This is a genomic window from Bradyrhizobium sp. ISRA430, from assembly GCF_029909975.1.
Lineage (GTDB): Bacteria > Pseudomonadota > Alphaproteobacteria > Rhizobiales > Xanthobacteraceae > Bradyrhizobium.
In genome coordinates this window covers 3,250,238-3,270,697 of record NZ_CP094516.1, presented here as the reverse complement: position 1 = coordinate 3,270,697, position 20,460 = coordinate 3,250,238, and the positions used below count along the sequence as shown (strand labels likewise).

The 20,460-nt window shown below is 61.6% G+C and carries 17 protein-coding genes, 1 tRNA gene and 1 pseudogene; 9 read left to right on the top strand and 10 right to left on the bottom strand.

Annotated elements, in window-relative coordinates:
- Positions 1 to 99: 99 nt before the first annotated feature.
- The 4 genes from MTX21_RS15695 to MTX21_RS15680 all read left to right on the top strand — a co-directional run bounded on the left by MTX21_RS15695 (position 100) and on the right by MTX21_RS15680 (position 3,924).
- Positions 100 to 1,662 (top strand): 2-isopropylmalate synthase, encoded by a 1,563-nt coding sequence (locus MTX21_RS15695; protein WP_280965685.1) that lies wholly within the window; start codon positions 100 to 102, stop codon positions 1,660 to 1,662.
- A gap of 220 nt (positions 1,663 to 1,882) precedes the next feature.
- Positions 1,883 to 2,884, top strand: coding sequence for a TRAP transporter substrate-binding protein (locus tag MTX21_RS15690; protein WP_280965684.1), 1,002 nt, complete (start codon positions 1,883 to 1,885; stop codon positions 2,882 to 2,884).
- A gap of 181 nt (positions 2,885 to 3,065) precedes the next feature.
- The gene (locus MTX21_RS15685) at positions 3,066 to 3,680 is read left to right on the top strand and encodes a Spy/CpxP family protein refolding chaperone (protein ID WP_280965683.1); all 615 of its coding nucleotides are present in this window, start codon (positions 3,066 to 3,068) and stop codon (positions 3,678 to 3,680) included.
- A gap of 168 nt (positions 3,681 to 3,848) precedes the next feature.
- A tRNA-Lys gene (locus MTX21_RS15680) sits at positions 3,849 to 3,924 on the top strand.
- 432 nt (positions 3,925 to 4,356) lie between these two features.
- Here the strand turns inward: MTX21_RS15680 and MTX21_RS15675 are convergent.
- On the bottom strand, positions 4,357 to 5,253 hold the full coding sequence (locus tag MTX21_RS15675; protein ID WP_280965682.1) for a LysR substrate-binding domain-containing protein: 897 nt from the start codon (positions 5,251 to 5,253) through the stop codon (positions 4,357 to 4,359).
- A 110-nt stretch (positions 5,254 to 5,363) separates the two neighbouring features.
- Here MTX21_RS15675 and MTX21_RS15670 point away from each other — a divergent pair, with 110 nt between their 5' ends.
- The 5 genes from MTX21_RS15670 to MTX21_RS15650 all read left to right on the top strand — a co-directional run bounded on the left by MTX21_RS15670 (position 5,364) and on the right by MTX21_RS15650 (position 11,103).
- On the top strand, positions 5,364 to 6,113 hold the full coding sequence (locus tag MTX21_RS15670) for a glucose 1-dehydrogenase (RefSeq protein ID WP_280965681.1): 750 nt from the start codon (positions 5,364 to 5,366) through the stop codon (positions 6,111 to 6,113).
- A gap of 24 nt (positions 6,114 to 6,137) precedes the next feature.
- Positions 6,138 to 6,989 (top strand): transketolase, encoded by an 852-nt coding sequence (locus MTX21_RS15665; protein ID WP_280965680.1) that lies wholly within the window; start codon positions 6,138 to 6,140, stop codon positions 6,987 to 6,989.
- The gene (locus MTX21_RS15660) at positions 6,986 to 7,996 is read left to right on the top strand and encodes a transketolase family protein (RefSeq protein WP_280965679.1); all 1,011 of its coding nucleotides are present in this window, start codon (positions 6,986 to 6,988) and stop codon (positions 7,994 to 7,996) included. The genes MTX21_RS15665 and MTX21_RS15660 overlap by 4 nt, the downstream gene beginning before the upstream one ends.
- Positions 7,997 to 8,188: 192 nt before the next feature.
- On the top strand, positions 8,189 to 9,214 hold the full coding sequence (locus MTX21_RS15655) for a TRAP transporter substrate-binding protein (RefSeq protein WP_280965678.1): 1,026 nt from the start codon (positions 8,189 to 8,191) through the stop codon (positions 9,212 to 9,214).
- A 35-nt stretch (positions 9,215 to 9,249) separates the two neighbouring features.
- Positions 9,250 to 11,103, top strand: coding sequence for a TRAP transporter large permease subunit (locus tag MTX21_RS15650; RefSeq protein WP_280971071.1), 1,854 nt, complete (start codon positions 9,250 to 9,252; stop codon positions 11,101 to 11,103).
- Between the two features lie 45 nt (positions 11,104 to 11,148).
- Here MTX21_RS15650 and MTX21_RS15645 read toward each other — a convergent pair whose 3' ends face one another.
- From MTX21_RS15645 to MTX21_RS15605, 9 genes and pseudogenes are all read right to left on the bottom strand, one after another.
- Complete coding sequence (locus tag MTX21_RS15645; RefSeq protein ID WP_280965677.1) at positions 11,149 to 11,328, bottom strand: hypothetical protein; 180 nt, start codon at positions 11,326 to 11,328, stop codon at positions 11,149 to 11,151.
- Positions 11,292 to 12,047, bottom strand: a complete 756-nt coding sequence (locus MTX21_RS15640) for an SMP-30/gluconolactonase/LRE family protein (protein WP_280965676.1) — start codon at positions 12,045 to 12,047, stop codon at positions 11,292 to 11,294. The genes MTX21_RS15645 and MTX21_RS15640 overlap by 37 nt, the downstream gene beginning before the upstream one ends.
- A 34-nt stretch (positions 12,048 to 12,081) precedes the next feature.
- Positions 12,082 to 13,185: pseudogene (locus tag MTX21_RS15635) on the bottom strand (ABC transporter ATP-binding protein).
- Between the two features lie 10 nt (positions 13,186 to 13,195).
- Positions 13,196 to 13,927, bottom strand: coding sequence for a carbohydrate ABC transporter permease (locus MTX21_RS15630; protein WP_280971408.1), 732 nt, complete (start codon positions 13,925 to 13,927; stop codon positions 13,196 to 13,198).
- On the bottom strand, positions 13,833 to 14,645 hold the full coding sequence (locus MTX21_RS15625) for a sugar ABC transporter permease (protein ID WP_280971387.1): 813 nt from the start codon (positions 14,643 to 14,645) through the stop codon (positions 13,833 to 13,835). Before MTX21_RS15625 ends, MTX21_RS15630 begins: the two co-directional genes overlap by 95 nt.
- Positions 14,646 to 14,881: 236 nt before the next feature.
- Positions 14,882 to 15,901, bottom strand: a complete 1,020-nt coding sequence (locus tag MTX21_RS15620; protein ID WP_280965673.1) for an extracellular solute-binding protein — start codon at positions 15,899 to 15,901, stop codon at positions 14,882 to 14,884.
- A complete protein-coding gene (locus tag MTX21_RS15615) occupies positions 15,879 to 16,394 on the bottom strand; it encodes an extracellular solute-binding protein (protein WP_280965672.1) in 516 nt (171 codons plus the stop codon). The genes MTX21_RS15620 and MTX21_RS15615 overlap by 23 nt, the downstream gene beginning before the upstream one ends.
- Positions 16,395 to 17,893: 1,499 nt before the next feature.
- Positions 17,894 to 19,333, bottom strand: coding sequence for an undecaprenyl-phosphate glucose phosphotransferase (locus MTX21_RS15610; protein ID WP_280965671.1), 1,440 nt, complete (start codon positions 19,331 to 19,333; stop codon positions 17,894 to 17,896).
- A 181-nt stretch (positions 19,334 to 19,514) separates the two neighbouring features.
- Complete coding sequence (locus MTX21_RS15605; protein WP_280965670.1) at positions 19,515 to 20,390, bottom strand: hypothetical protein; 876 nt, start codon at positions 20,388 to 20,390, stop codon at positions 19,515 to 19,517.
- Between the last annotated feature and the right edge of the window lie 70 nt (positions 20,391 to 20,460).

Genomic DNA, 20,460 nt, shown 5'->3' with positions numbered 1-20,460 from the left:
GCCACGCGCCTGGGCACTCAGGGGTTGTACGAGATCACCGGACACCTCAAGCGCCCAGAACTGGCCTGAACGGCGCGAAAGCTCAAAAGGAAATTTGAAATGGCCCCCGTGAACAAGTCCGAGAAGGACCGCGTCATCATTTTCGACACCACGCTGCGCGACGGCGAGCAGTGCCCCGGCGCCACCATGACCTTCGAGGAGAAGCTCGAGGTCGCCGAGCTCTTGGACGACATGGGCGTCGACGTCATCGAGGCCGGCTTCCCCATCACCTCGGAGGGCGACTTCCAGGCGGTCAGTGAGATCGCCCGCCGCTCCAAGAACTCGGTGATCGCCGGCCTGTCGCGCGCGCATCCGGCCGACATCGACCGTTGCGCCGAGGCTGTGAAATTCGCCAAGCGTGGTCGCGTCCACACCGTGATCGCGACTTCGCCGCTGCATATGCGGGTGAAGTTGAACAAGACCCCCGAGCAGGTGATCGAGACCTCGGTTGCCATGGTCGCACGTGCGCGCAACCAGATCGACGACGTCGAATGGTCGGCCGAGGACGGCACCCGCAGCGAGATGGATTTCCTCTGCCGCATCGTCGAGGCCGTGATCAAGGCCGGCGCCACCACGGTGAACATCCCCGACACCGTCGGCTACACGGTCCCGGAGGAATACACCCACTTCATGAAGACGCTGATCGAGCGCGTGCCGAACTCGGACAAGGCGGTGTTCTCCGTGCATTGCCATAACGATCTTGGCATGGCCGTAGCGAACTCGCTGGCCGGCATCGTCGGCGGTGCGCGCCAGGTCGAGTGCACCATCAACGGCATCGGCGAGCGCGCCGGCAATGCCGCGCTTGAAGAGATCGTGATGGCGATCAACGTGCGCAACGACAAATTCCCGTACTGGAACAAGATCGACACGACGCAGCTCACCCGCGCCTCGAAGCTGGTGTCGGCGGCGACCTCGTTCCCGGTGCAGTACAACAAGGCGATCGTTGGCCGGAACGCCTTCGCGCACGAGAGCGGCATCCACCAGGACGGCGTGCTGAAGGATGCCTCGACCTACGAGATCATGCGGCCCGAGATGGTCGGCCTGAAGCAGTCCTCGCTTGTGCTCGGCAAGCACTCCGGCCGCCACGCCTTCGTGCACAAGCTGGAGGAGATGGGCTACAAGCTCGGTCCGAACCAGCTCGAAGATGCCTTCACGCGGATGAAGGCGCTGGCCGACCGCAAGAAGGATATCTACGACGAGGACATCGAGGCGCTGCTCGACGAGGAGATCGCTGCCGCGCACGACCGCATCAAGCTGACCTCGCTGACCGTGATCGCCGGCACCCATGGGCCGCAGCGCGCGACGATGAAGCTCGACGTCGACGGCCAGATTAGAATCGAGGAGGCCGAGGGCAACGGTCCGGTGGACGCCGTGTTCAATTGCATCAAGCGCCTGGTACCGCACGAGGCCAAGCTCGAGCTGTATCAGGTCCACGCCGTCACCGAAGGCACCGACGCGCAGGCCGAGGTCTCGGTCCGGCTGTCGCATGACGGCCGTTCGATGACGGCGCGTGCGGCAGATCCGGATACGCTGGTGGCTTCGGCAAAGGCCTATCTCGGCGCGCTCAACAAGATCGTCATGAAGCGCCAGCGCGACACGGTGACGACGGCAGCGGCGAGCTGAGCCTGTCGCTTCGAGACATCAAGAGAACGCGGCGTCCTCGGCGCCGCGTTTTTGTTTGGCAGGGACGACGATCAAACCCGATACCGCATTTTTGCAGGAGGACCCCTGCTAACAGGCAATAGCGTCTAGGCCTGCTTCCCTATAATGCTGCGTCCAAGTCTTCAATTTAAAGTCTCGGGGCCGGCGGTCCGTGCCCCCTTAGGGACGTGCGGGAGGAAGCATGCGAAAAGTTGTTTGGGCTGCGGCATCGATCATGGCGCTGGCGTTCGCCGGGCCGGCATTGGCGCAATCGCCGATCATCATCAAGTTCAGCCACGTCGTCGCTACCGACACGCCGAAAGGCAAGGCGGCCGAGAAGTTCAAGGAGCTCGCCGAGAAGTATACCGGCGGCAAGGTCAAGATCGAGGTCTATCCGAACTCGTCGCTCTACAAGGACAAGGAAGAGCTCGAGGCGCTTCAGCTCGGCAGCGTGCAGATGCTGGCGCCGTCCAACTCGAAATTCGGCCCGCTCGGCATCCGCGAGTTCGAGGTGTTCGATCTGCCCTACATCCTTCCCGACCTGAAGACGCTCCGAAAGGTGACGGAGGGGCCGCTCGGCGCCAGGCTGCTCAAGCTGCTCGAGCCCAAGGGCATCACCGGCCTTGCTTATTGGGACAACGGCTTCAAGGAGATGAGCGCCAACAAGAAGCTGGTCGCGCCGGGCGACTATCAGGGCGTGAAGTTCCGCATCCAGTCATCGCGCGTGCTCCAGGCCCAGTTCAAGGCGCTTGGCTCGCTGCCGCAGGTGATGGCGTTCTCGGAAGTTTACCAGGCGCTCCAGACCGGCGTGGTCGACGGCCAGGAGAACACCTGGTCGAACATCTACACCCAGAAGATGCACGAGGTGCAGAAGTACATCACCGAGACCAACCACGGCTACATCGGCTACGTCGTGATCGTGAACAAGAAGTTCTGGGACGATCTGCCGGCCGACATCCGCGACCAGCTTTCGAAGGCGATGAAGGAAGCGACCGACTTCAACAACGCGCAGTCGCAGAAGGAGAATGACGACGCGCTCGCCGAGATCAAGAAGAGCGGCAAGAGCGAGATCATCAAGCTCACGCCGGAGCAGGACGCGGCGATGCGCAAGGCGATGGAGCCGGTCTACAAGGACGCCGCAAGCCGCGTCGGCCAGTCGCTGATCGACGAGTTCCAGAAGGAAGCGAAGAGCGCGACGAACTAGCGTGAATGACGCATGAATGAAGGGCCTCCACGCTGATCGCGCGGAAGCCCTTCGCCATTGTTGCCAATGATTTCTGATTGCACATGACATCGCGCAGAGAGCGCCTCCCTGTCCAAGTTGTAAGTTGCGCGCGGGCCGGGCGGCGCCCATCTTCACGGGCATCCTTCCAGAGGAGGTTCGTATGAGGAAGTTCACCATCGCCGCCATCGCCGTGCTCAGCATCGCCGGTTCGGGCGCGGTCTATGCCCAATTCCATCGCCCGTGGATGTCCGAGCACATGCGCCACATGCGTATGAACCCGGAAGACCGCGCCGCCTTCGTCGACGCGCGGATTGCCGCCGTCCATGCCGGGCTGAAGCTGAACGCCGATCAGGAGAAGCTGTGGCCGCCGGTCGAGGCCGCCGTGCGGGAGCTCGCCAAGCTGCGCATCGACCGCGCCAACGCGCGGATGAATGCCGGGCCGGGCGATGCCGCCAAGGAGACCGCTACGCCGGAGGATCCGGTCGCCCGGCTGCGCCAGCGCGCCGAGGACATGGGTGCGACCTCGGCGGCGCTGAAGAAGATCGCCGATGCCGCCGATCCGCTCTACAAGACGCTGGATGAGGGCCAGAAGCGGCGCCTTGCCGTCCTGACCCGCCACCGGGGCCCGTTCGGCGGCGGCGAGGGGGGCTGGCACCATCGCTTCATGGAACGCGGCATGGACCGGATGATGGAACACGGTATGGACCGCTTCCATGGCGGCGACCGTTTCGACCGGGACGGCGGGCCGGACAGCGATCGGGAGGGCCGCCTCTGAGCGGCCCGGGATTTCCCGGAAATTAGCCGTCGCGAAGCCGCTGGAATCCAGCGGCTTTTCGCTTTTTGGGGGCTCTGGACGAAGCCTTGGAAAACCTTCGCCGCATCGCTTGCCATCCCCGAACTGCTTTGCTAAACGACCGGCCTCGCAAGGCTTTGACCGCCTTTCGGGCGCATAGCTCAGTTGGTAGAGCAGCTGACTCTTAATCAGCGGGTCCCAGGTTCGAGCCCTGGTGCGCCCACCATCCCAAGGCCCTGCCGATGCAGGGCTTTTCTAATTCAGGCGTTAGAACAAAGCGCGTCTCGTGCGACGCTTTGCAGGCGGACGTCGCACGGCCAGATTGCTGTACGACTTTTCCTTTGCTTCTGTACTACACCCCATTCGATACAGCGCGGAGATCTGAATGGTACAGGTCGATCCTGTCCTCGTCGTAGAATAGGATGTTAGAGCGAGCGAAAGGGACAATCTGGTCTGCCGTCGCCGCGACGATGGTGAAGCTCCTAGCAACGACCCCTTCAGATTAGCGGCGGACCTGCGAGATCGCCAGGGTTGTGCAATGCGGACCTGGCCGGCACGTTCCAGAAGAGCAGGCAGCGACCTCGCGGGGAAGACAGCTTGGGGGCGCCAGGCGGCGTTCACTTGTCTGATTGCGGTGTTGCTCGACCAGAGCTGCGGCTCACTGCGAGGAGCGGGCGTCTCCGCCGCCGAGTTGCGCCACGACCCAGTCGGCGAAAGCTCGCACTGAGGATCTCTGTCGGCTGGCACGCGGGTAGATCAGGCGGTGACCGACGTAGCGGATATCGTTGGCGCGTCCGGTCAGTGGAGCCACCAATCGCCCGCTTGCGAGTTCGCGTTCGGCCAGAAGCGTTGATTCCAAGGCCACACCCAAACCTTCGGCAGCCGTCGCGATCGCAAGAAAGCTCCTATCGAATCTCATGCCGTGAAGCGCAGGAGCTTCCAACCCGTTGGCGGCGAACCATTGGTGCCATTGCACCTGCTTCACGTCGGAGCGGATGAGCGTCTGATCGAGGAGATCAGCCGGCTTTCTTATCGATTTTGCGAGAGCAGGAGAGCAGAGCGGGGTGACCGTCTCCTCTGGGAGAGGCACAACCTCCACGCCCTCGGCGCGTGGCGGACCGTAGACGATGTCGATATCGAAATCATCGTTGCTGAAGCGCGCATAGTCCGTGCTTGCGGCCAGGCGAACTTCGAGCTTCGGGTAAGCAGCGAGAAACTGTGCCAGCCGCGGGGCCAGCCATTGCGCGGCAAAGCTTGGCGCGGAGTGGACGCGCACCAATTGCGGTCCGCGCGCGGCAACTTCCTCGAGGCCACGGCGGAGCTGATCGAACGCAGCCCCGGTGTGACGCATCAGATTTTCGCCCGCCGGCGTGAGCCGCACTGACCGCGCACTGCGCTCGAACAGAACGGTCCGAAGCGTGCCCTCGAGCTTGCGGATGGCATGACTGACCGCACTCGGCGTCAGGTGAAGTTCATTCGCCGCATCACGAAACGATCCGGTGCGGGCCGCGGCTTCAAAGGCGCGAATTGCCGATATGGGGACATTCGACAGCATGCCATAAGTGAACCAGATTCATCGATCCGTGACAACTGTGCGCTTGTCCGTGCCCCACACGTGCGCCATTCCTAGCCCCACCAAGAAAGAACGAATTGCGGGAGGAACTGATGCTGCTCAGCGGTAAGACGGCGATCATTTCGGGCGCGGCCTCGCCGCGCGGGATCGGGCTTGCCACCGCCCGGCGGTTCGCCGCCGAGGGCGCACGGGTCGCTATTCTGGACATAGACGCAGGTGCTGCGGCGGACGCTGCGGCGTCGCTGGGAGAGTCCCACATCGGATTGGGCTGTGATGTAGCGGACAAATCGTCCTGCGAACAGGCGGTCGCCCGCGTCATCGAATCGTTCGGCAGCGTCGATATCCTGATCAACAATGCCGGCATCACGCAGCCGGTCAAATTCCTGGAGATCTCGCCTGCCGATTGGGATCGCATTCAGGATGTCAATCTCAAGGGTGTTCTGTTCCTCTCCCAGGCCGTGATCCCGCATATGCGTGCACGGAAATCCGGATCAATCGTATGCATGTCGTCGGTTTCGGCCCAGCGCGGCGGCGGAATTTTTGGCGGCCCGCACTATTCGGCCGCGAAGGCCGGCGTGCTTGGTCTCGCCAAGGCGATGGCCCGCGAGTTCGGCCCCGGCGGGATCCGCGTCAATTGCGTCACGCCCGGCCTGATCGGCACCGACATCACCGCAGGCAAGCTGACTGACGAGATGAGGGCGAAGATCCTGGAAGGCATCCCGCTCAATCGTCTCGGGACGGCAGAAGACGTCGCGGGCATCTACACCTTCCTGGCCTCGGATCTATCCGCCTACGTGACGGGTGCCGTGATCGACGTCAACGGCGGCATGCTCATCCACTGAGCCAGCGAGACAAGGTCCAGATCGATGGAAACGCCGACCAATACGCTTACGAACGCGCCCAAGCTGGCGGACCGCGCCTACAACATTCGCCGCAATGCGCTGCGCATGGGCGAAGTCCAGGGCCAAGGCTATATCGCGCAGGCGCTGGACATCTCCGACGTCCTCGCGGTGGCTTATTTCCACGCGATGCGCTATCGGCCCGAAGATCCGTCCTGGGAGGAGCGCGACCGCTTCCTTCTCTCCAACGGACACTACGCCATCGCGCTTTATGCGGCTTTGATCGAGGCGGGGATCGTCCCCGAAGACGAGCTCGAAACCTATGGCAGCGACGAGAGCCGCCTGCCGATGTCTGGCATGGCCTCCTACACGCCCGGAATGGAAATGTCGGGCGGCTCGCTCGGGCTTGGGCTCAGCATCGCCGTCGGCATGGGCCTCGGCCTCAAGCGCAAGAAATCCGAGGCGCGGGTGTACACCTTGTTCTCCGATGGCGAGCTCGACGAAGGCTCGGTCTGGGAGGCGATCCAGTCGGCAGGACACTACAAGCTCGACAATCTGATCGGCATTGTCGACGTCAACAATCAGCAGGCGGACGGTCCTTCCACACTGGTGATGGCGTTCGAGCCGCTGGTCGACAAGCTTCAGGCTTTCGGCTGGTTCGTACAGCGCATCGACGGCAACGATCTCGACGCCGTGGTTGCCGCGTTCGACGCGGCCAAGTCCCATCGCGAGCCCAAGCCGCGGATGATCGTCGCCGACACGCTGATGGGGAAGGGCGTTCCTTTCCTCGAGCAGCGCGAGAAGAACCATTTCATTCGCGTCGAGCAGCACGAATGGCAGCTCGCGCTTGCCGCGCTGGAAGCCGGGAGGCAGGCATGAAGACCGTGAGATCGGCACCGCAGCCGGGCAAGCCGCGCCTAACCACCTCAGCCATGATCGCCTCGATCGCGGCGGAGGGACAGAAGACCAAACCGGCGCCCTTTGGACACGCGCTCGTCGAGCTCGCTCGCAGCCGCCCTGAGGTGGTCGGCATGACGGCCGATCTCGGCAAATACACCGACCTCCACATCTTCGCGAAGGAATTTCCGGACCGCTACTATCAGATGGGCATGGCCGAGCAGCTGCTGTTCGGCGCCGCCTCCGGCCTTGCCGCCGAAGGCTTCATGCCGTTCGCGACCACCTACGCCGTGTTCGCCTCGCGGCGGGCTTACGATTTCATCCACCAGACGATCGCCGAGGAAGATCGCAACGTGAAGATCGTCTGTGCCCTGCCGGGCCTGACTTCGGGGTACGGTCCGAGCCACCAGGCCGCAGAGGATCTCGCGCTGTTTCGCGCAATGCCGAACATGACGATCATCGACCCCTGTGATGCTCATGAGATCGAGCAGCTAGTGCCCGCGATCGCGGCGCATCGGGGGCCGGTATACGTCCGTCTACTGCGCGGGCAGGTGCCCGTCGTGCTTGACGAGTACGGTTACAAGTTCGAGCTCGGCAAAGCCAAGTCGATCCGTGACGGGAAGGACGTCCTGATCCTCTCGTCCGGCATCATGACGATGCGTGCGCTCGAGGCGGCAGAGGTCCTGAAGGACGACCGCGTGGACGCCGCGGTTCTGCACGTCCCGACCATCAAGCCGCTCGACACCGAGACGATCTTGCGCGAAGCGGGCAAGCCCAGGCGCCTTGTCGTCGTTGCCGAGAATCACACAGTGATCGGCGGCCTTGGCGAGGCAGTTGCCGCACTCCTGATGCGTTCAGGCGTTCATCCGCCTTTCCGCCAGATTGCATTGCCGGATGAATTTCTTGACGCCGGCGCACTTCCGACACTGCACGACCGGTACGGGATTTCCACCGCAGAGGTCGCAAGGCAGATCAAGCAGTGGCTTTAGTGCACCGGCGCTAAGCGCCAATCAAGCCAAGTTCTAGTGAAAAGCAACGCCCGCCGCATGTTGCGGCGGCGAGCGATGGCTCTCGTCCAAATGCCGGCGGTCGAGAGCCGGTGAATGAAGAGACCGGAAAGCTGCACGCCAGCGCAGGCTGATGCAGCGGCGCCAATGTCAATGCAGGATCAGGAGGAAAACATGACCATCTTGAAGCCCGGAAGCATCAGCCGCCGTTCGCTGTTGATGGCGGCCACGGCCGTACCTCTCTGCGGGATTCTGACCCGCCCAGCGTCTGCCGCCGAGTTCGTCTACAAGTTTGCGACCGGACAGGATCCCACGCATCCGGTGAATATCCGGGCGCAGGAGGCAATCGATCGCATTCGGGAAGCGACCAGTGGGCGGCTGGAGATCAGGTTGTTCCCGGCCAATCAGCTTGGCTCCGATACCGAGCTCTTGACCCAGGTTCGCAGCGGCGGTGTCGAGTTCTTCAATCAATCGTCCTCGATCCTTGCCACCCTGGTGCCAAGTGCGGGCATCGTGAACACCGGATTCGCATTCGCCGACTACGACAGCGTATGGAAAGCGATGGACGGCGATCTCGGCACCTATATCCGGGCGCAGATCGCCAAGACGCCGATCTTGGCGGTGTCGAAGGCCTGGGACAACGGCTTCCGCCAGGTGACTTCGTCCGGCCGCGAGGTCCGGACGCCGGATGATCTGAAGAGTTTCCAGATCCGCGTTCCGCCCGCGCCGTTGCTGACCTCGCTTTTCAAGGCGCTCGGAGCCGGGCCGACGCCGATCAACTTCAACGAGGTCTATTCCGCGTTGCAGACCAAGGTCGTCGACGGCCAGGAGAATCCGTTGCCGATCATCGCGACCGCGCGTCTCTACGAAGTGCAGAGCACGTGTAGCCTGACCGGGCACGTCTGGGACGGCTACTGGATCCTCGGCAACAAGCGCGCTTTTGAGCGCCTGCCGAAGGACGTGCAGGAGATCGTGACTCGCGAGCTCGACCGCTCTGCCGTCGATCAGCGCGCCGACATCGCAAAGCTCAGCCAGTCATTGCGCACCGATCTCTCGGCCAAGGGCCTCAAGTTCATCGACGTCGATCGTGCCGCCTTCCGCCAGGCCTTGTCCAAGACCAGCTTCTACGCCGACTGGAAGGGCAAGTTTGGTGAGGAGGCATGGTCGCAACTCGAAAAAGCCGCGGGCCAGCTATCATGACCAGCATGAGCCATACGCCGCACGTCGATGCCGGCATGGCGGCCGGCAAGTCTCAAGCGGGCTCGCGCAGTTGGGTGGTTACAGCGAACACTGTGCTCGGCCACGTAGTCGCTGTCCCGGCAGCACTGCTCGTACTGGCGGAGATCGCGGTGCTGTCCGCGGGCATCGTGGGCAGATACGTGTTCCGCTCGCCGATCGTCTGGTCCGACGAGCTCGCCGGCATTCTCTTCCTCTGGCTCGCCATGCTCGGATCCGTGATTGCGTTCCGGCGCGGCGAGCATATGCGGATGACCGCGATCGTCGGCGTTCTCAGTACGGAAGTTCGCGCGTTCCTGGATGTCGTGGCGGCCGCGGCATCGCTGGCATTTCTCGTGCTCGTCGTCTGGCCCGCCTATGAATTCGCGGCCGACGAGGCCTATGTCACGACGCCGGCGCTCGAGATCGTCAACAGCTGGCGTGCGGCCGCGTTGCCGATCGGGATAGGACTGATGCTGATCGCAGCGGTCCTCCGGCTCATCCGCATCGCGAGCCTGCGCAGCTTGCTGGCTTCGCTCGCGATCGTCGCAGGCATCATCGGGGCGTTCGTTCTGCTGGGCCCGATCTTGAAGCCGCTTGGCAATCTGAATCTTCTGATCTTCTTCGTCTTCGTGGTCGGAGCGATGGTCTTTGCGGCAGTGCCGATCGCGTTCGCATTCGGCCTCGCCACCGTCGGCTATCTCGCCCTGACCACCAGCACGCCCGACGTGGTAATGATCGGACGAATGGATGAGGGCATGAGCCACCTGATCCTGCTCGCGGTGCCGCTCTTCGTCTTTCTCGGCCTCCTGATCGAGATGACGGGCATGGCCCGTGCCATGGTCGGCTTCCTGGCCAGCCTTCTGGGCCACGTCCGGGGTGGGCTGCACTACGTGCTGGTCGGGGCGATGTATCTGGTATCGGGCATTTCCGGGTCCAAGGCGGCGGACATGGCCGCCGTCGCGCCGGTCCTGTTTCCCGAGATGCGGCAGCGCGGGGCAAAGCCCGGCGATCTCGTTGCGCTCCTGGCCGCAACGGGCGCGCAGACCGAGACGATCCCGCCGTCACTGGTTCTGATCACGATCGGCTCGGTGACCGGTGTCTCGATCTCCGCGCTGTTCACCGGCGGATTGCTGCCGGGCGTAGTGCTCGCGGTCATGCTCGCGGCCGTCGTGTGGTGGCGATCTCGCGGCGAGGACCTGTCCCACGTCAAAAGGGCGACTGGGCGGGAGATCGGCCGTGCTTTTGTCATCGCGATTCCGGCCATCGCGCTGCCATTCGTGATCCGGACCGCCGTCGTCGAGGGCGTCGCGACGGCAACGGAGGTCTCGACCATCGGGATCTTGTACTCGGCCTGTGCGGGTCTCTTCATCTACCGCCAGTTCGACTGGCGCCGCATCTATCCGATGCTGGTCGAGACAGCCTCGCTGTCGGGGGCGATTCTGCTCATCATCGGCGCGGCGACAGGCATGGCCTGGGCGCTGACCCAGTCGGGATTCTCTGCTTCTCTTGCAAAGTTCATGACCAGCCTTCCCGGCGGAGTACCTGTCTTCCTGGCGGTGACGATCGTGAGCTTCGTGATCCTGGGCAGCGTGCTGGAAGGGATCCCGGCCATCGTTTTGTTCGGTCCGCTCCTGTTCCCGATTGCGCGGCAGGTCGGGATGCACGATGTCCACTACGCGATGGTGGTCGTTCTCGCCATGGGCATCGGCCTGTTTGCTCCGCCTTTCGGCGTCGGCTACTACGCGGCCTGCGCCATCAGTCGCATCAATCCGGACGAGGGAATGAAACCCATCGTGGGCTATATGATTGCGCTCTTGATCGGCACACTGATCGTCGCAGCCGTGCCGTGGCTATCAATCGGCTTCCTTTGACGTCATGGCTGGACGCCTCGCGGGACAAAACCGCGAGGCACCTCGTCAGGCGAATTCCGGCAGATGCAGCGGCAGACCTTCGCAGGGCATATCGATCTCCTCGACCTGGCCCTTGCCGACCTCAGTGACGCGCAGCTTCTTGCCCTCGAGCGTGAAGGCGCAATTCGTCGGCTGCGGTCCGTCCAGGATCAGACGATCGGCGACCTCACCCCCGCGGTCCAGCACCGTGACGTTCTTCTGGTTGTAGACAGTGCAATAGTGCAATAAAGCCGGCCGTCCGTGCCAAAGGCCATTCCATCCGGCCCTTTGAAATCGGGATTGGTATCGGGTTGCAGGACGTTGCCGAAGATCACGCGTTTCGGCGTGGCCTCGCCGAGCACGTCGTATCGGTAGATCTCGCCGGTAAAGGATGCATTGGCATAGAGGTGATTGTCGGGACCGAAGGCAATGCCGTTGGTGAAGCGAATCTTGCGATCGAGCACGCGCAGCACCTTCATCGCTGCCGGATCGATCTCATACACGCGGCCGTCCCAATCAAGGTCCATATAGCCGTCGACGAAGGCCTGGCCATTGATGAAGTCCTCGGCGGCCATTCCGGAGTCAGTCATGTAGAGCAGTCCGTTCGGACCAAAGCAGAGGTCGTTCGGAAACAGAAAACGCTCCGCACCTCCGCCCTGCATGCGCCGGATCTCGTTTCCGCTTTCGTCGACGCAGATCAGCGCCTGGAGGCCTGCTTCTGCGATCCAGATCCGGCCGTGGCCATCGGTCGTCAGTCCGTTCGGACGGCCACCCGTTGTCCGGATCACTCTGCGATCGCCGCGAGGGTCAAGTCGCGTGACGCAGAGGGTCGATGCTGACATCTCCGTGACATACATCGATCCGTCCGGCAGGCACACCGGGCCCTCGGGCGCTCCGATTCCGGTAGCAAACAGTCTCGACGCCATTTTTTTCTCCCGTTCTCCAGATTGTCGGCGCTCGTTAGGCGATGACCAGGCCGCTGGCCGGATCGATCAGCACCACGCGATTGAGGTCGATGGCGAGGTCGATCCGCTCGCCATGGCTGCTGACGTCGTAAGCCTGCAGCTCGGCAACCGCATCCACTCCGCCGATCTTGATGGTGGTGAATGTGCGGGTCCCCGTAGGCTGAATGAGATCGGCGACGGCCGAATAAGAGACCACTCCGTCGCGGAGCGGTCCGCCGCCAGCCCGGCTGAAATGCTGGGGACGAATGCCGACGAGAACTTGTCGCCCCTCCGCATTGGTTAGTGACATGGCCTTCGCGCTCGGCAGGGTCAGCGCACCGCCGGACTGAAACACGACTGCTGCACCGGCGCCGTTCGTCTTGAGGGTTCCTGGGATGAGGTTGATCGAGGGAGAGCCGAGGAAGCCGGCCACGAACCCGGTGCGAGGCTGCTCGAACAGCTCGAGAGGGACCCCCTGCTGCTCGATGTTTCCGTCGCGCAGCAGTACGATGCGGTCGGCGAGCGTTCATCGCCTCGACCTGGTCGTGGGTCACGTAGATCATGGTCGTCGTGATCTCGTGATGCAGACGCTTGATCTCGGTCCGCATCTCGTCGCGCAGCTGCGCGTCGAGATTCGAGAGCGGTTCGTCGAACAGGAACAGGTCCGCCTTGCGGACGATGGCGCGGCCGATGGCGACCCGCTGACGCTGTCCACCCGAGAGCTGACGCGGATAGCGCTGCAGGAGATTGCCGATGCCGAGCATCTCGGCGGCTTCGCTGACCCGCTTCCTGATTTCGATCTCAGGAGTCCTTCGCGCGCGCAGACCGAAGCCGATGTTCTCGTTGACCGTCAAATAGGGGTAGAGCGCATAATTTTGAAACACCATCGCGATGTTCCGCTCGCGCGGGCGCAGATCGTTGACGACTGCGCCGCCGATCGCGATCGTACCGTCGTCCGGGTCCTCAAGACCGGCGATGGTTCGCAAAAGTGTGCTCTTCCGCAGCCGGACGGCCCTACAAGCACGGCGAATTCGCCATCGGCGATGGTGAGATCCACACCCCGAACCGCGTGCACATTGCCGTAGTATTTGTGCACCCCGGACAGCTTGACGTCAGCCACTCCGCTCTCCCTAACCCTTGACTGCGCCCAAGGAGATGCCGCGCACGAGATAGCGCTGCATCACCGAGACTGCGACGAAGATCGGCAACGTCCACAGGACCGACATCGACGCGATCTTTGCCCAGAAGTTCGACTGACCGCCGAAGTAGTGTGTCAGCATGACCGGAAATGTGATGACTTCGGTGCGTGTGAGCACCAGCGCGAAGAGAAAGTCGTTCCAGGCGAACACGAAGGTAAAGACCGACGTCGCCATGAGCCCCGGACGGACCATCGGGAAGACGACTTTCCAGATCACCTCCCATCGGTTCAGGCCGTCGACGAGTGCGCTTTCCTCGAGCTCCAGCGGAACGTCGACGATGTAGCCGCGCATCATCCAGATGACGTAAGGGAGATTGAATGCCGTGTAGAGCAGGATCAGCCCGAAGTAGCCGTCGACTAGGCCGAAATAGACGTAGATCAGGAAGATCGGGAAGACGACTGCGATCGGCGGGATCATGCGCTGGGAGATGATCCACATCGCCAGGTTCTCACCGCCCGTGCCGAACCGGGCGAGGCTATAGGCGCAGAGCGTGCCCAGGACGATCGCGATGCCCGAGCTGACGCCGGCGACGATCAGGCTGTTCAGGATCGCCACGACGTCACCATCCCTAAACAGGACGTAATAGTTCGAGAACTGGATCTGACCGGGAATCCACAAGAGCGGCACATGGTAGATCTCGTCCGGCGTCTTGAACGAAATCATGAAGAGCCAGTAGACCGGAAACAGAAACAGCAGGGTCACGACGCCGGCGCCGAGATAGCGAAGCGCCAGGGTGCGGGCTTTTCTCGCCGGAAGCTTGCCGACCCTCATCGCGCAAGCTCCATGCGCTTGAGGACCAAAGTGATGATGACCGCGTGAGCACCGCAATCACCAGGAAGGAGATCGCGGCCGTATCAACGGCTATCACGGGCGCGATCGCTGGCAAAATGATTGCGCGAAGCACGCGCAGGTACGACGCGCCGTCGATCTCCGCAGCCTCGAGCTGCGACTGGTCGACATTCGAGAGCGCTGCTAGCAGCAGCAGGAACATGAACGGCGACCACTGCCAGACTTCGCAGATGATGATCGCCGGATAGACGTAAGCCGGATTGACCGTCCACAAAATCCGCACTGGCTCACCGGCGAAGAAGCTGAGGATCTCACCGATCGGCCCGAAGCGGACGTCGAACATCAGACGCCAGGTCGCTCCCGCGACAATCGGAGAAATCACCGTGGGAAGGACCAGCAGCGCGACGAAGAGCTGACGTCCGGGCATGCGATCGATGAAGAGCTGCGCCATCAGGAAGCCGATCAGCAGCTCGAGGGGCAGGGCGATTGCGGTGATGATGGCGGTGTGACCAAGCGAGACCCAGAGGCGAGCATCCCTGAACAGCTCCGCGTAGTTCAAGAGGCCGACGAAAGACGTGTTGTTCTCGGTCATCGTGATGCGCTGGAAGCTCACGATCAGCGAGTAGATCAGGGGGAACAGGCCGACCAGGAGAAGGATCAGAATTGCCGGCGCGACGATGAGGTAGCGCAGGCGGTCCTCGAGCAGGCGCCCAAGCCGGCTCGGGCGACGTTGTTCGGCGCCATTGAGACTTGCGGAAAGCGTCATCATCAGTCCAGGAAACGGCGCCGCACGGGAGGGCTGCGCCCCCCGTGCGGTGTCCAAGCGAGCTATTGCGGATAGGCGCCGGGCTTGGCCGCCCAGGCCTTGTAGACGGCCTTTTGATTGTCGATGCCGACCTTCTCGGTGATGGCGTCGAACTGTTGCGCCAGGCGGTCGAGAATTGCCTTGGGATCTTCGCCAGCCCAGAGGCTCGAGATCGCCTTGGTCATCGCTTCGTCGTACTTGTCCTGTTGCAGCAGGGAGAGATCGAGCAGGCCCTTCTCGCCGGACGTCTTGATCGTATCGAGATAGGCGAGAGCCTCAGGCCAGAGCGCACGGTATTTTTCGCTCGCGTAGTGCGACAGGCGGAACGGATCGCGCAGCGTATAGGGGAGCTGGACGCGCTCGAGACTGGTCTTCTTGCTGTTCAGCCATTGGATAAAGAGATAAGCGGCCTCCTTGTTCTTGCTGGTAGCCGAGACCGACAAGTCGAAGCCGACGCCGAGCTCCGGGCGGCCGAGAGGCGTGAGTGCGTAGCCGACCTTGCCGGCGACCTGCGATTTGGGCACCCACTTCAACGCTTCCTCACCCGAGCCATAGCCCGCGGCCCATCGACCATAAGGAGGCCAGGAGATCGTGATGGCGGTCGTTCCCTGCAGGAACGCCGCGAGATTGTCGACGAAATTCCACTGCTCCACGCCCGGCGGCATGAACTTGTTTTCCGCCAGCATCTGCTTGAACACTTTGAGGCCGACGTCGCTGTTCACGGTCGCCTTCATGGTGTCCGCATTGAAGAACTTGCCGCCCTCCATGCGGAAACGCTCCTGGAACATGTATTGCGGATAGGGCGCTGTGCGGAAGAAGCCGGAGCCGTAAACCTTAGGCGCCATCTTGTCGGTGATGAACTGGCCGATCTCGTCGAACTGCTTCCAGTCTTTTGGCGGAGCCAGTTCGTAGCCGAACTTGGCTGTGAACTCCTCCTTCATCTTCGGATCCTCGAAGATGTCCTTCCGGTAGTAGAGCAACATCACGTCGCCATCGTCCGGAAAGCCGTAGATCTTCCCGTCAATACTGCATCTGGTTGTCACGGTAGGCCGCCGCGATGTCCTGCAACTCGTCACGATAGCTGAACTTGTCGACATACTTGTCGAGAGGCTCGAGCGCGCCAGCGCGCGCAAGGTCGGGCATCCAGGACGGAATGACGTTCAGCGCATCATAGGCGCCGGCGCCCGATTTGAAATCCTGCATGATCTTGGTGAACATCTGGTCGGTGGGCACTTCGACCACCTTCACCTTGATCCCGGTGAGCTTCTCCCATTTCGGACCCGAATAGTTCAGCGGATCGAGCGACTGGAGGCCGGCCTCCCAGACGATGCTGATCGTCGTGCCCGCATACTTCTTTGCGGCTTCGACCGCGATGTCGGCAGCGTCCTTATCAGCGGCAGGCGCCGAGCACCAGTGAGTGCTAGGACAGCGGCTGCGCCGAGAAACGTCCTGAACTTCATTCCTTCTTCCTCCTCTCCTGAACGTCGGCGGGCCGCAAATCGGCTGCGGAACGCTCCGCACGTGACCTTTGGCCAAGCGACCAGCCGTGGACGTCAACAGACCATGTCGCCACCGACAGGCGGGCCGAATTAACTCGATTCATCTATGTTAAGGTTTGCCGCGCGAGCGCGTCGCCGGGACGGCCGTACCGCCCCAATCCGAACCAGCGCGAGTTGGCTTCGTAGAAGCGCATATCCTCCCCAAAACGCTCAAGAGCTTTGATTTTGGGGTTAGTCTGCTTTGTGACGGAACTGCCCGACAAACGAGAACTTTGCAAGCATCGGTGAACTACGTTCACCTGTCCGTCGCAACCCTTCAGATTTGCGCCACTCCCTTTCGCGAGCTGTCTCGAGCGGCTCGCGACTCAGCGCGGCGATCTTAGGATCCACGGCCTCAGTGCCAATTCTCCGGAGCCCCCTTTGGCGCAAAGCGCACGCCTGGGGGTGTTACGCTTCCGCAATTCGAACCTATTCGGCACCATTCGAAACCGCAGTTGAACAGCACAAGATAGGTGACATTTGGCGACTGATCGAACGCCGCAGGCTGTGCAACGAAACACCATGCGCGTGCGACGAATGCCCATTTTCGGCCGGATAAGCCCAGAGGGCGACCAGCAAGTCATTGATTGTCCTCTACTCGTCGCTATCTCCTAATCAGCGGGTCCCAGGTTCGAGCCCTGGTATTCCTCGTCTCTCAGCGTACGTCTCCGAGAATGTAGGAGCTGAGCCCGCCGCGTTGCTCAAACCGCCTCTTGCCAAGGATTGTATGAGGCCTCGTCAGCGGCATCGTGCCGCGGCTGTTCAAAGCCGGCCAACGTACGTTGGTAAGAGAAAGCAAGTGAAGGCGTCTTTTCAGACGCGCCGCTGCACAGTCCATTCTGAACCCTGCGCTGCAGATGAAGGGCAATTTGCCGGAACGAGTCGCCGAAGATGGCCGCTATCCAGTTCGATAATGATGGCAGAGGGTGACGAGGCCCGCACTGTGCTGTTTATGATCGTAGCGTCTCCCAAAAGGATAGGCAGATCGGTGCCGGCCGGCGGAAAGCGCTCCAGCTTGGTACTAGTCGTCAGCCAGACCGAGGCGCCCGTTAACAGCGTCCAATAATGGGTGTGCGCCGCCCAGGTCACTTTCCAGAATACCGCTATCGATTGCGGGCCGGTGGTACGAAATTCGGCTCATAGAAACTTGATGAGTATCAAGATCAGCTCGGCGACAGATTGCCGCTCGCGAACGTGCGCCGTTCATGCTCAGCCTCGAAAAGGACAGGTAGAACTTTAGGCTCGGGCCGCATGCAAGAAGGTGGAGACCAAGCCAAATCGAGTTGGTGGCTTGATGGGAGCGCATACGTGGCCGAGACCGTCAACTCGGGCATTGTGTACGTTAGCGTCGCATCTCCCGCTCTGCAGTGCCTGATATATCGAGCGGGTGTTCATGAGATCACCGAGGGCGCGCCCCGCGCGGTTACTCCTGCATTCTAATTCCGGCGCGAATCCCTCCGGTATGTCCAGGAAATGCTCGCCTAGCGAAAAGCGACTTCAATAAGCCTCCTGACTGGAGAGCGTTATCGCGGTCCGCGCTATGATGCGAAGGTCGAGCCAAATGCTCCAATTGGTCACGTACCAGACGTCGTAGTCAACACGCTTTTTCATCAAGTCGATGGTCGGTGTCTCGCCGCGGAAACCGTTCACCTGGGCCCAGCCAGTCAGACCAGGTTTTACGTAACGGCGATAAGCATAGTTGCTGATCAACTGGTCGTAATAGTTATCGTGTGCGACTGCGTGCGGGCGCGGACCCACCAGCGACATGTCTCCACGCAGGACATTCCAGAGCTGAGGCAACTCGTCAATGCTGGTCTTGCGCAAGAGACGCCCGACCTTGGTGACACGCGCATCCTGTTTACTCGCCTGCGTGATCTCGGGACCATTCTCTGACACCGTCATGCTACGAAACTTCCAGATGCTGAATGGTTTGCCGTTGAAGCCGCGGCGTGTCTGTTGAAAGATAATGCGGCCCGGCGAATCCAGCTTGATCAGAATTGCCGTCACGATGAACAGAGGTGGCAGAAGCAACAACCCCAGAGAGGCCAGTCCAATATCGAGGCCACGCTTCAGCGCACGTTCACCGATCGAAAGAGGGGATCGCTGAATTTCAACTGCCACCGTTTCCCCGATGGGGACGAAAGGGCGCGACACGACGTCCGCGATAGTGGAATCCGGCAGCAAGCGAACAGCATTCGGTACCTGGCGCAAATGTTGGCTCAGCTTCTTCAACATTGGGAGCTCGGTCCAGTCGAAGGCAAGGAGAAACTCGTCTGCGTCTGCCGAACGGGATTCTCGAACGATTTTCAGGATATCTCGATCCCACTTCGTATCGTCATCCTCCAGCGTCAGGTCCAGAACGACGTGACGCACGACCTCAAAGCCGTTCTTACGCAGGTCCTTGAATCGGTTGGACGTGAAATCGGGTTGCTTTTGGCTGAGTAAGACAACACGCCGTCTGAAGGAGTGGCCTCTGGCAGACGATGAGGCCAGGGTAAGCCGCCATATCGCGCGGTGCGCGCCAAGACCAACGAGGCCCATCACTGCGAACAGGATGATGGTGCCACGGGACAGAAGGGCGGTCGATTTCAGAAGGAAAGCAGTAAATGCGAGAATCGTCAGTGACAACATCCAAACGAGAAGAACCTTACGCGATTGCCAGCTCGCATTGAGCAGATTGTGACGGTCGTAGCCGCCTTGAATGAATGCGATCGTGCAAAACGCGATCGACACGATCAAGCCGACGCCGACTGACAGGTCCGCGTCGGCCGGAGTTCCAATGAGCCTGCGATAAATCAGGGCGGCACCAACATAGCTGACCAGAACCAGAAGAAAATCGCCTGCCATGATAACGATCGGAAGTGGCGTCTCTAGCGAGCCGCCGCGACCGATGGCGATCGAGGATGCGTGCTTCGAGCCGTACATGACTGAGGACATGATAAGCCTCTTTGAAAAGTTTAGCCGCTGCAATGCACTGTCTGAAAGTAGAAAGCTCCATGACGAGCTAACACGGGTTCGGTGAGAACCGGGCGACGGCAGAAGGCCGCTAGCCGTGGGTGTGTCAGGTGCCGATGTCCATCGTGGTTCAATTCCAGTATCCCGTTGCGTGACGCGAGAGTTATCGGGGCGCCAGGACGCGTAGGCATGGCGATGGGGAATTTGCGGCACGCTGCGTGCTCGTCGGTTGTGCCGGAAGCGGCAACTCGGCCAATGGCGGCGGTGGGTCTGCTGCGAATTGGGTGGTGCTGCCTGAAAAGAAATAGAGCGTGGACCAGTCTGGTGACAATTCCACCCAATTGCTATTGCCGGCCCCTCGATTGTTGGCGCCATTGTGCGGCGAGTCCGGGGTGCGCCACCAGTCGGCTCCCACATTGGCGACAACTTTCATGTTCGGATCGGTGGTCTTCATGTCCATCTGCACATAGACGGAATCGACGCTTCCGGCAGCAAAGCTGCCTCGTCTCACCATCCACATCAGATCGTTGCGACCGGCCGGAGGACCATCGACAAGAGTGCCGCCGTCGGCTTGCGCCTCCGACTTCATCTGGGTAGCTAGATTCTTGGGAGCCATAGCGTCGAAGTGGGCTCCTGCGATCTCGTTTTCGCTCTGGTCTTGTACGAGGATCCATTCCTTTGTCGCGCGGAGGCGCACATAGGTCTTGCCATTTGACACGAGTATCTTCCCGTTAGGATTGGCGGACGCGGTCGTGCCAAATTTGGGAAAGACTGAAGCCAATCCGGTGACGGCTGTGAACCCCGCTGGAGGCTCGCCGGCTTCGGGCTTCGAAGTGCCGTTACACCAGGAGGATGTGTTGGGAACTCCGGCCGGAAACGCTTGGCTGTAACCTGGGGTGTTTTGCTCGACTACGCTCAGCGCAGTGGCTCCGTTTGATGGCTCGCCCGCCGCAAGGACGTTCTCTGGAGCGGCGGCAAGAATCGCCGCCGTTCCCATTGGCAAGAGCAGGGGCGGGAGTGTTCGCAAGACGATGTGCACGGCGTATCCGGGTGCTGCGAGCAGCAAGCACAGAGCGGAAGAACAGGGCGCGTCAGACATAGGCACCGAC

Excerpts from the sequence above, each read along its gene's own strand:
- MTX21_RS15695 (WP_280965685.1), top strand. The coding sequence starts at position 100 with ATGGCCCCCGTGAACAAGTCCGAGAAGGACCGCGTCATCATTTTCGAC.
- MTX21_RS15690 (WP_280965684.1), top strand. The coding sequence starts at position 1,883 with ATGCGAAAAGTTGTTTGGGCTGCGGCATCGATCATGGCGCTGGCGTTC.
- MTX21_RS15685 (WP_280965683.1), top strand. The coding sequence starts at position 3,066 with ATGAGGAAGTTCACCATCGCCGCCATCGCCGTGCTCAGCATCGCCGGT.
- MTX21_RS15675 (WP_280965682.1), bottom strand. The coding sequence starts at position 5,253 with ATGCTGTCGAATGTCCCCATATCGGCAATTCGCGCCTTTGAAGCCGCG.
- MTX21_RS15670 (WP_280965681.1), top strand. The coding sequence starts at position 5,364 with ATGCTGCTCAGCGGTAAGACGGCGATCATTTCGGGCGCGGCCTCGCCG.
- MTX21_RS15665 (WP_280965680.1), top strand. The coding sequence starts at position 6,138 with ATGGAAACGCCGACCAATACGCTTACGAACGCGCCCAAGCTGGCGGAC.
- MTX21_RS15660 (WP_280965679.1), top strand. The coding sequence starts at position 6,986 with ATGAAGACCGTGAGATCGGCACCGCAGCCGGGCAAGCCGCGCCTAACC.
- MTX21_RS15655 (WP_280965678.1), top strand. The coding sequence starts at position 8,189 with ATGACCATCTTGAAGCCCGGAAGCATCAGCCGCCGTTCGCTGTTGATG.
- MTX21_RS15650 (WP_280971071.1), top strand. The coding sequence starts at position 9,250 with ATGGCGGCCGGCAAGTCTCAAGCGGGCTCGCGCAGTTGGGTGGTTACA.
- MTX21_RS15640 (WP_280965676.1), bottom strand. The coding sequence starts at position 12,047 with ATGGCGTCGAGACTGTTTGCTACCGGAATCGGAGCGCCCGAGGGCCCG.
- MTX21_RS15630 (WP_280971408.1), bottom strand. The coding sequence starts at position 13,927 with ATGATTTCGTTCAAGACGCCGGACGAGATCTACCATGTGCCGCTCTTG.
- MTX21_RS15625 (WP_280971387.1), bottom strand. The coding sequence starts at position 14,645 with ATGACCGAGAACAACACGTCTTTCGTCGGCCTCTTGAACTACGCGGAG.
- MTX21_RS15610 (WP_280965671.1), bottom strand. The coding sequence starts at position 19,333 with ATGTCCTCAGTCATGTACGGCTCGAAGCACGCATCCTCGATCGCCATC.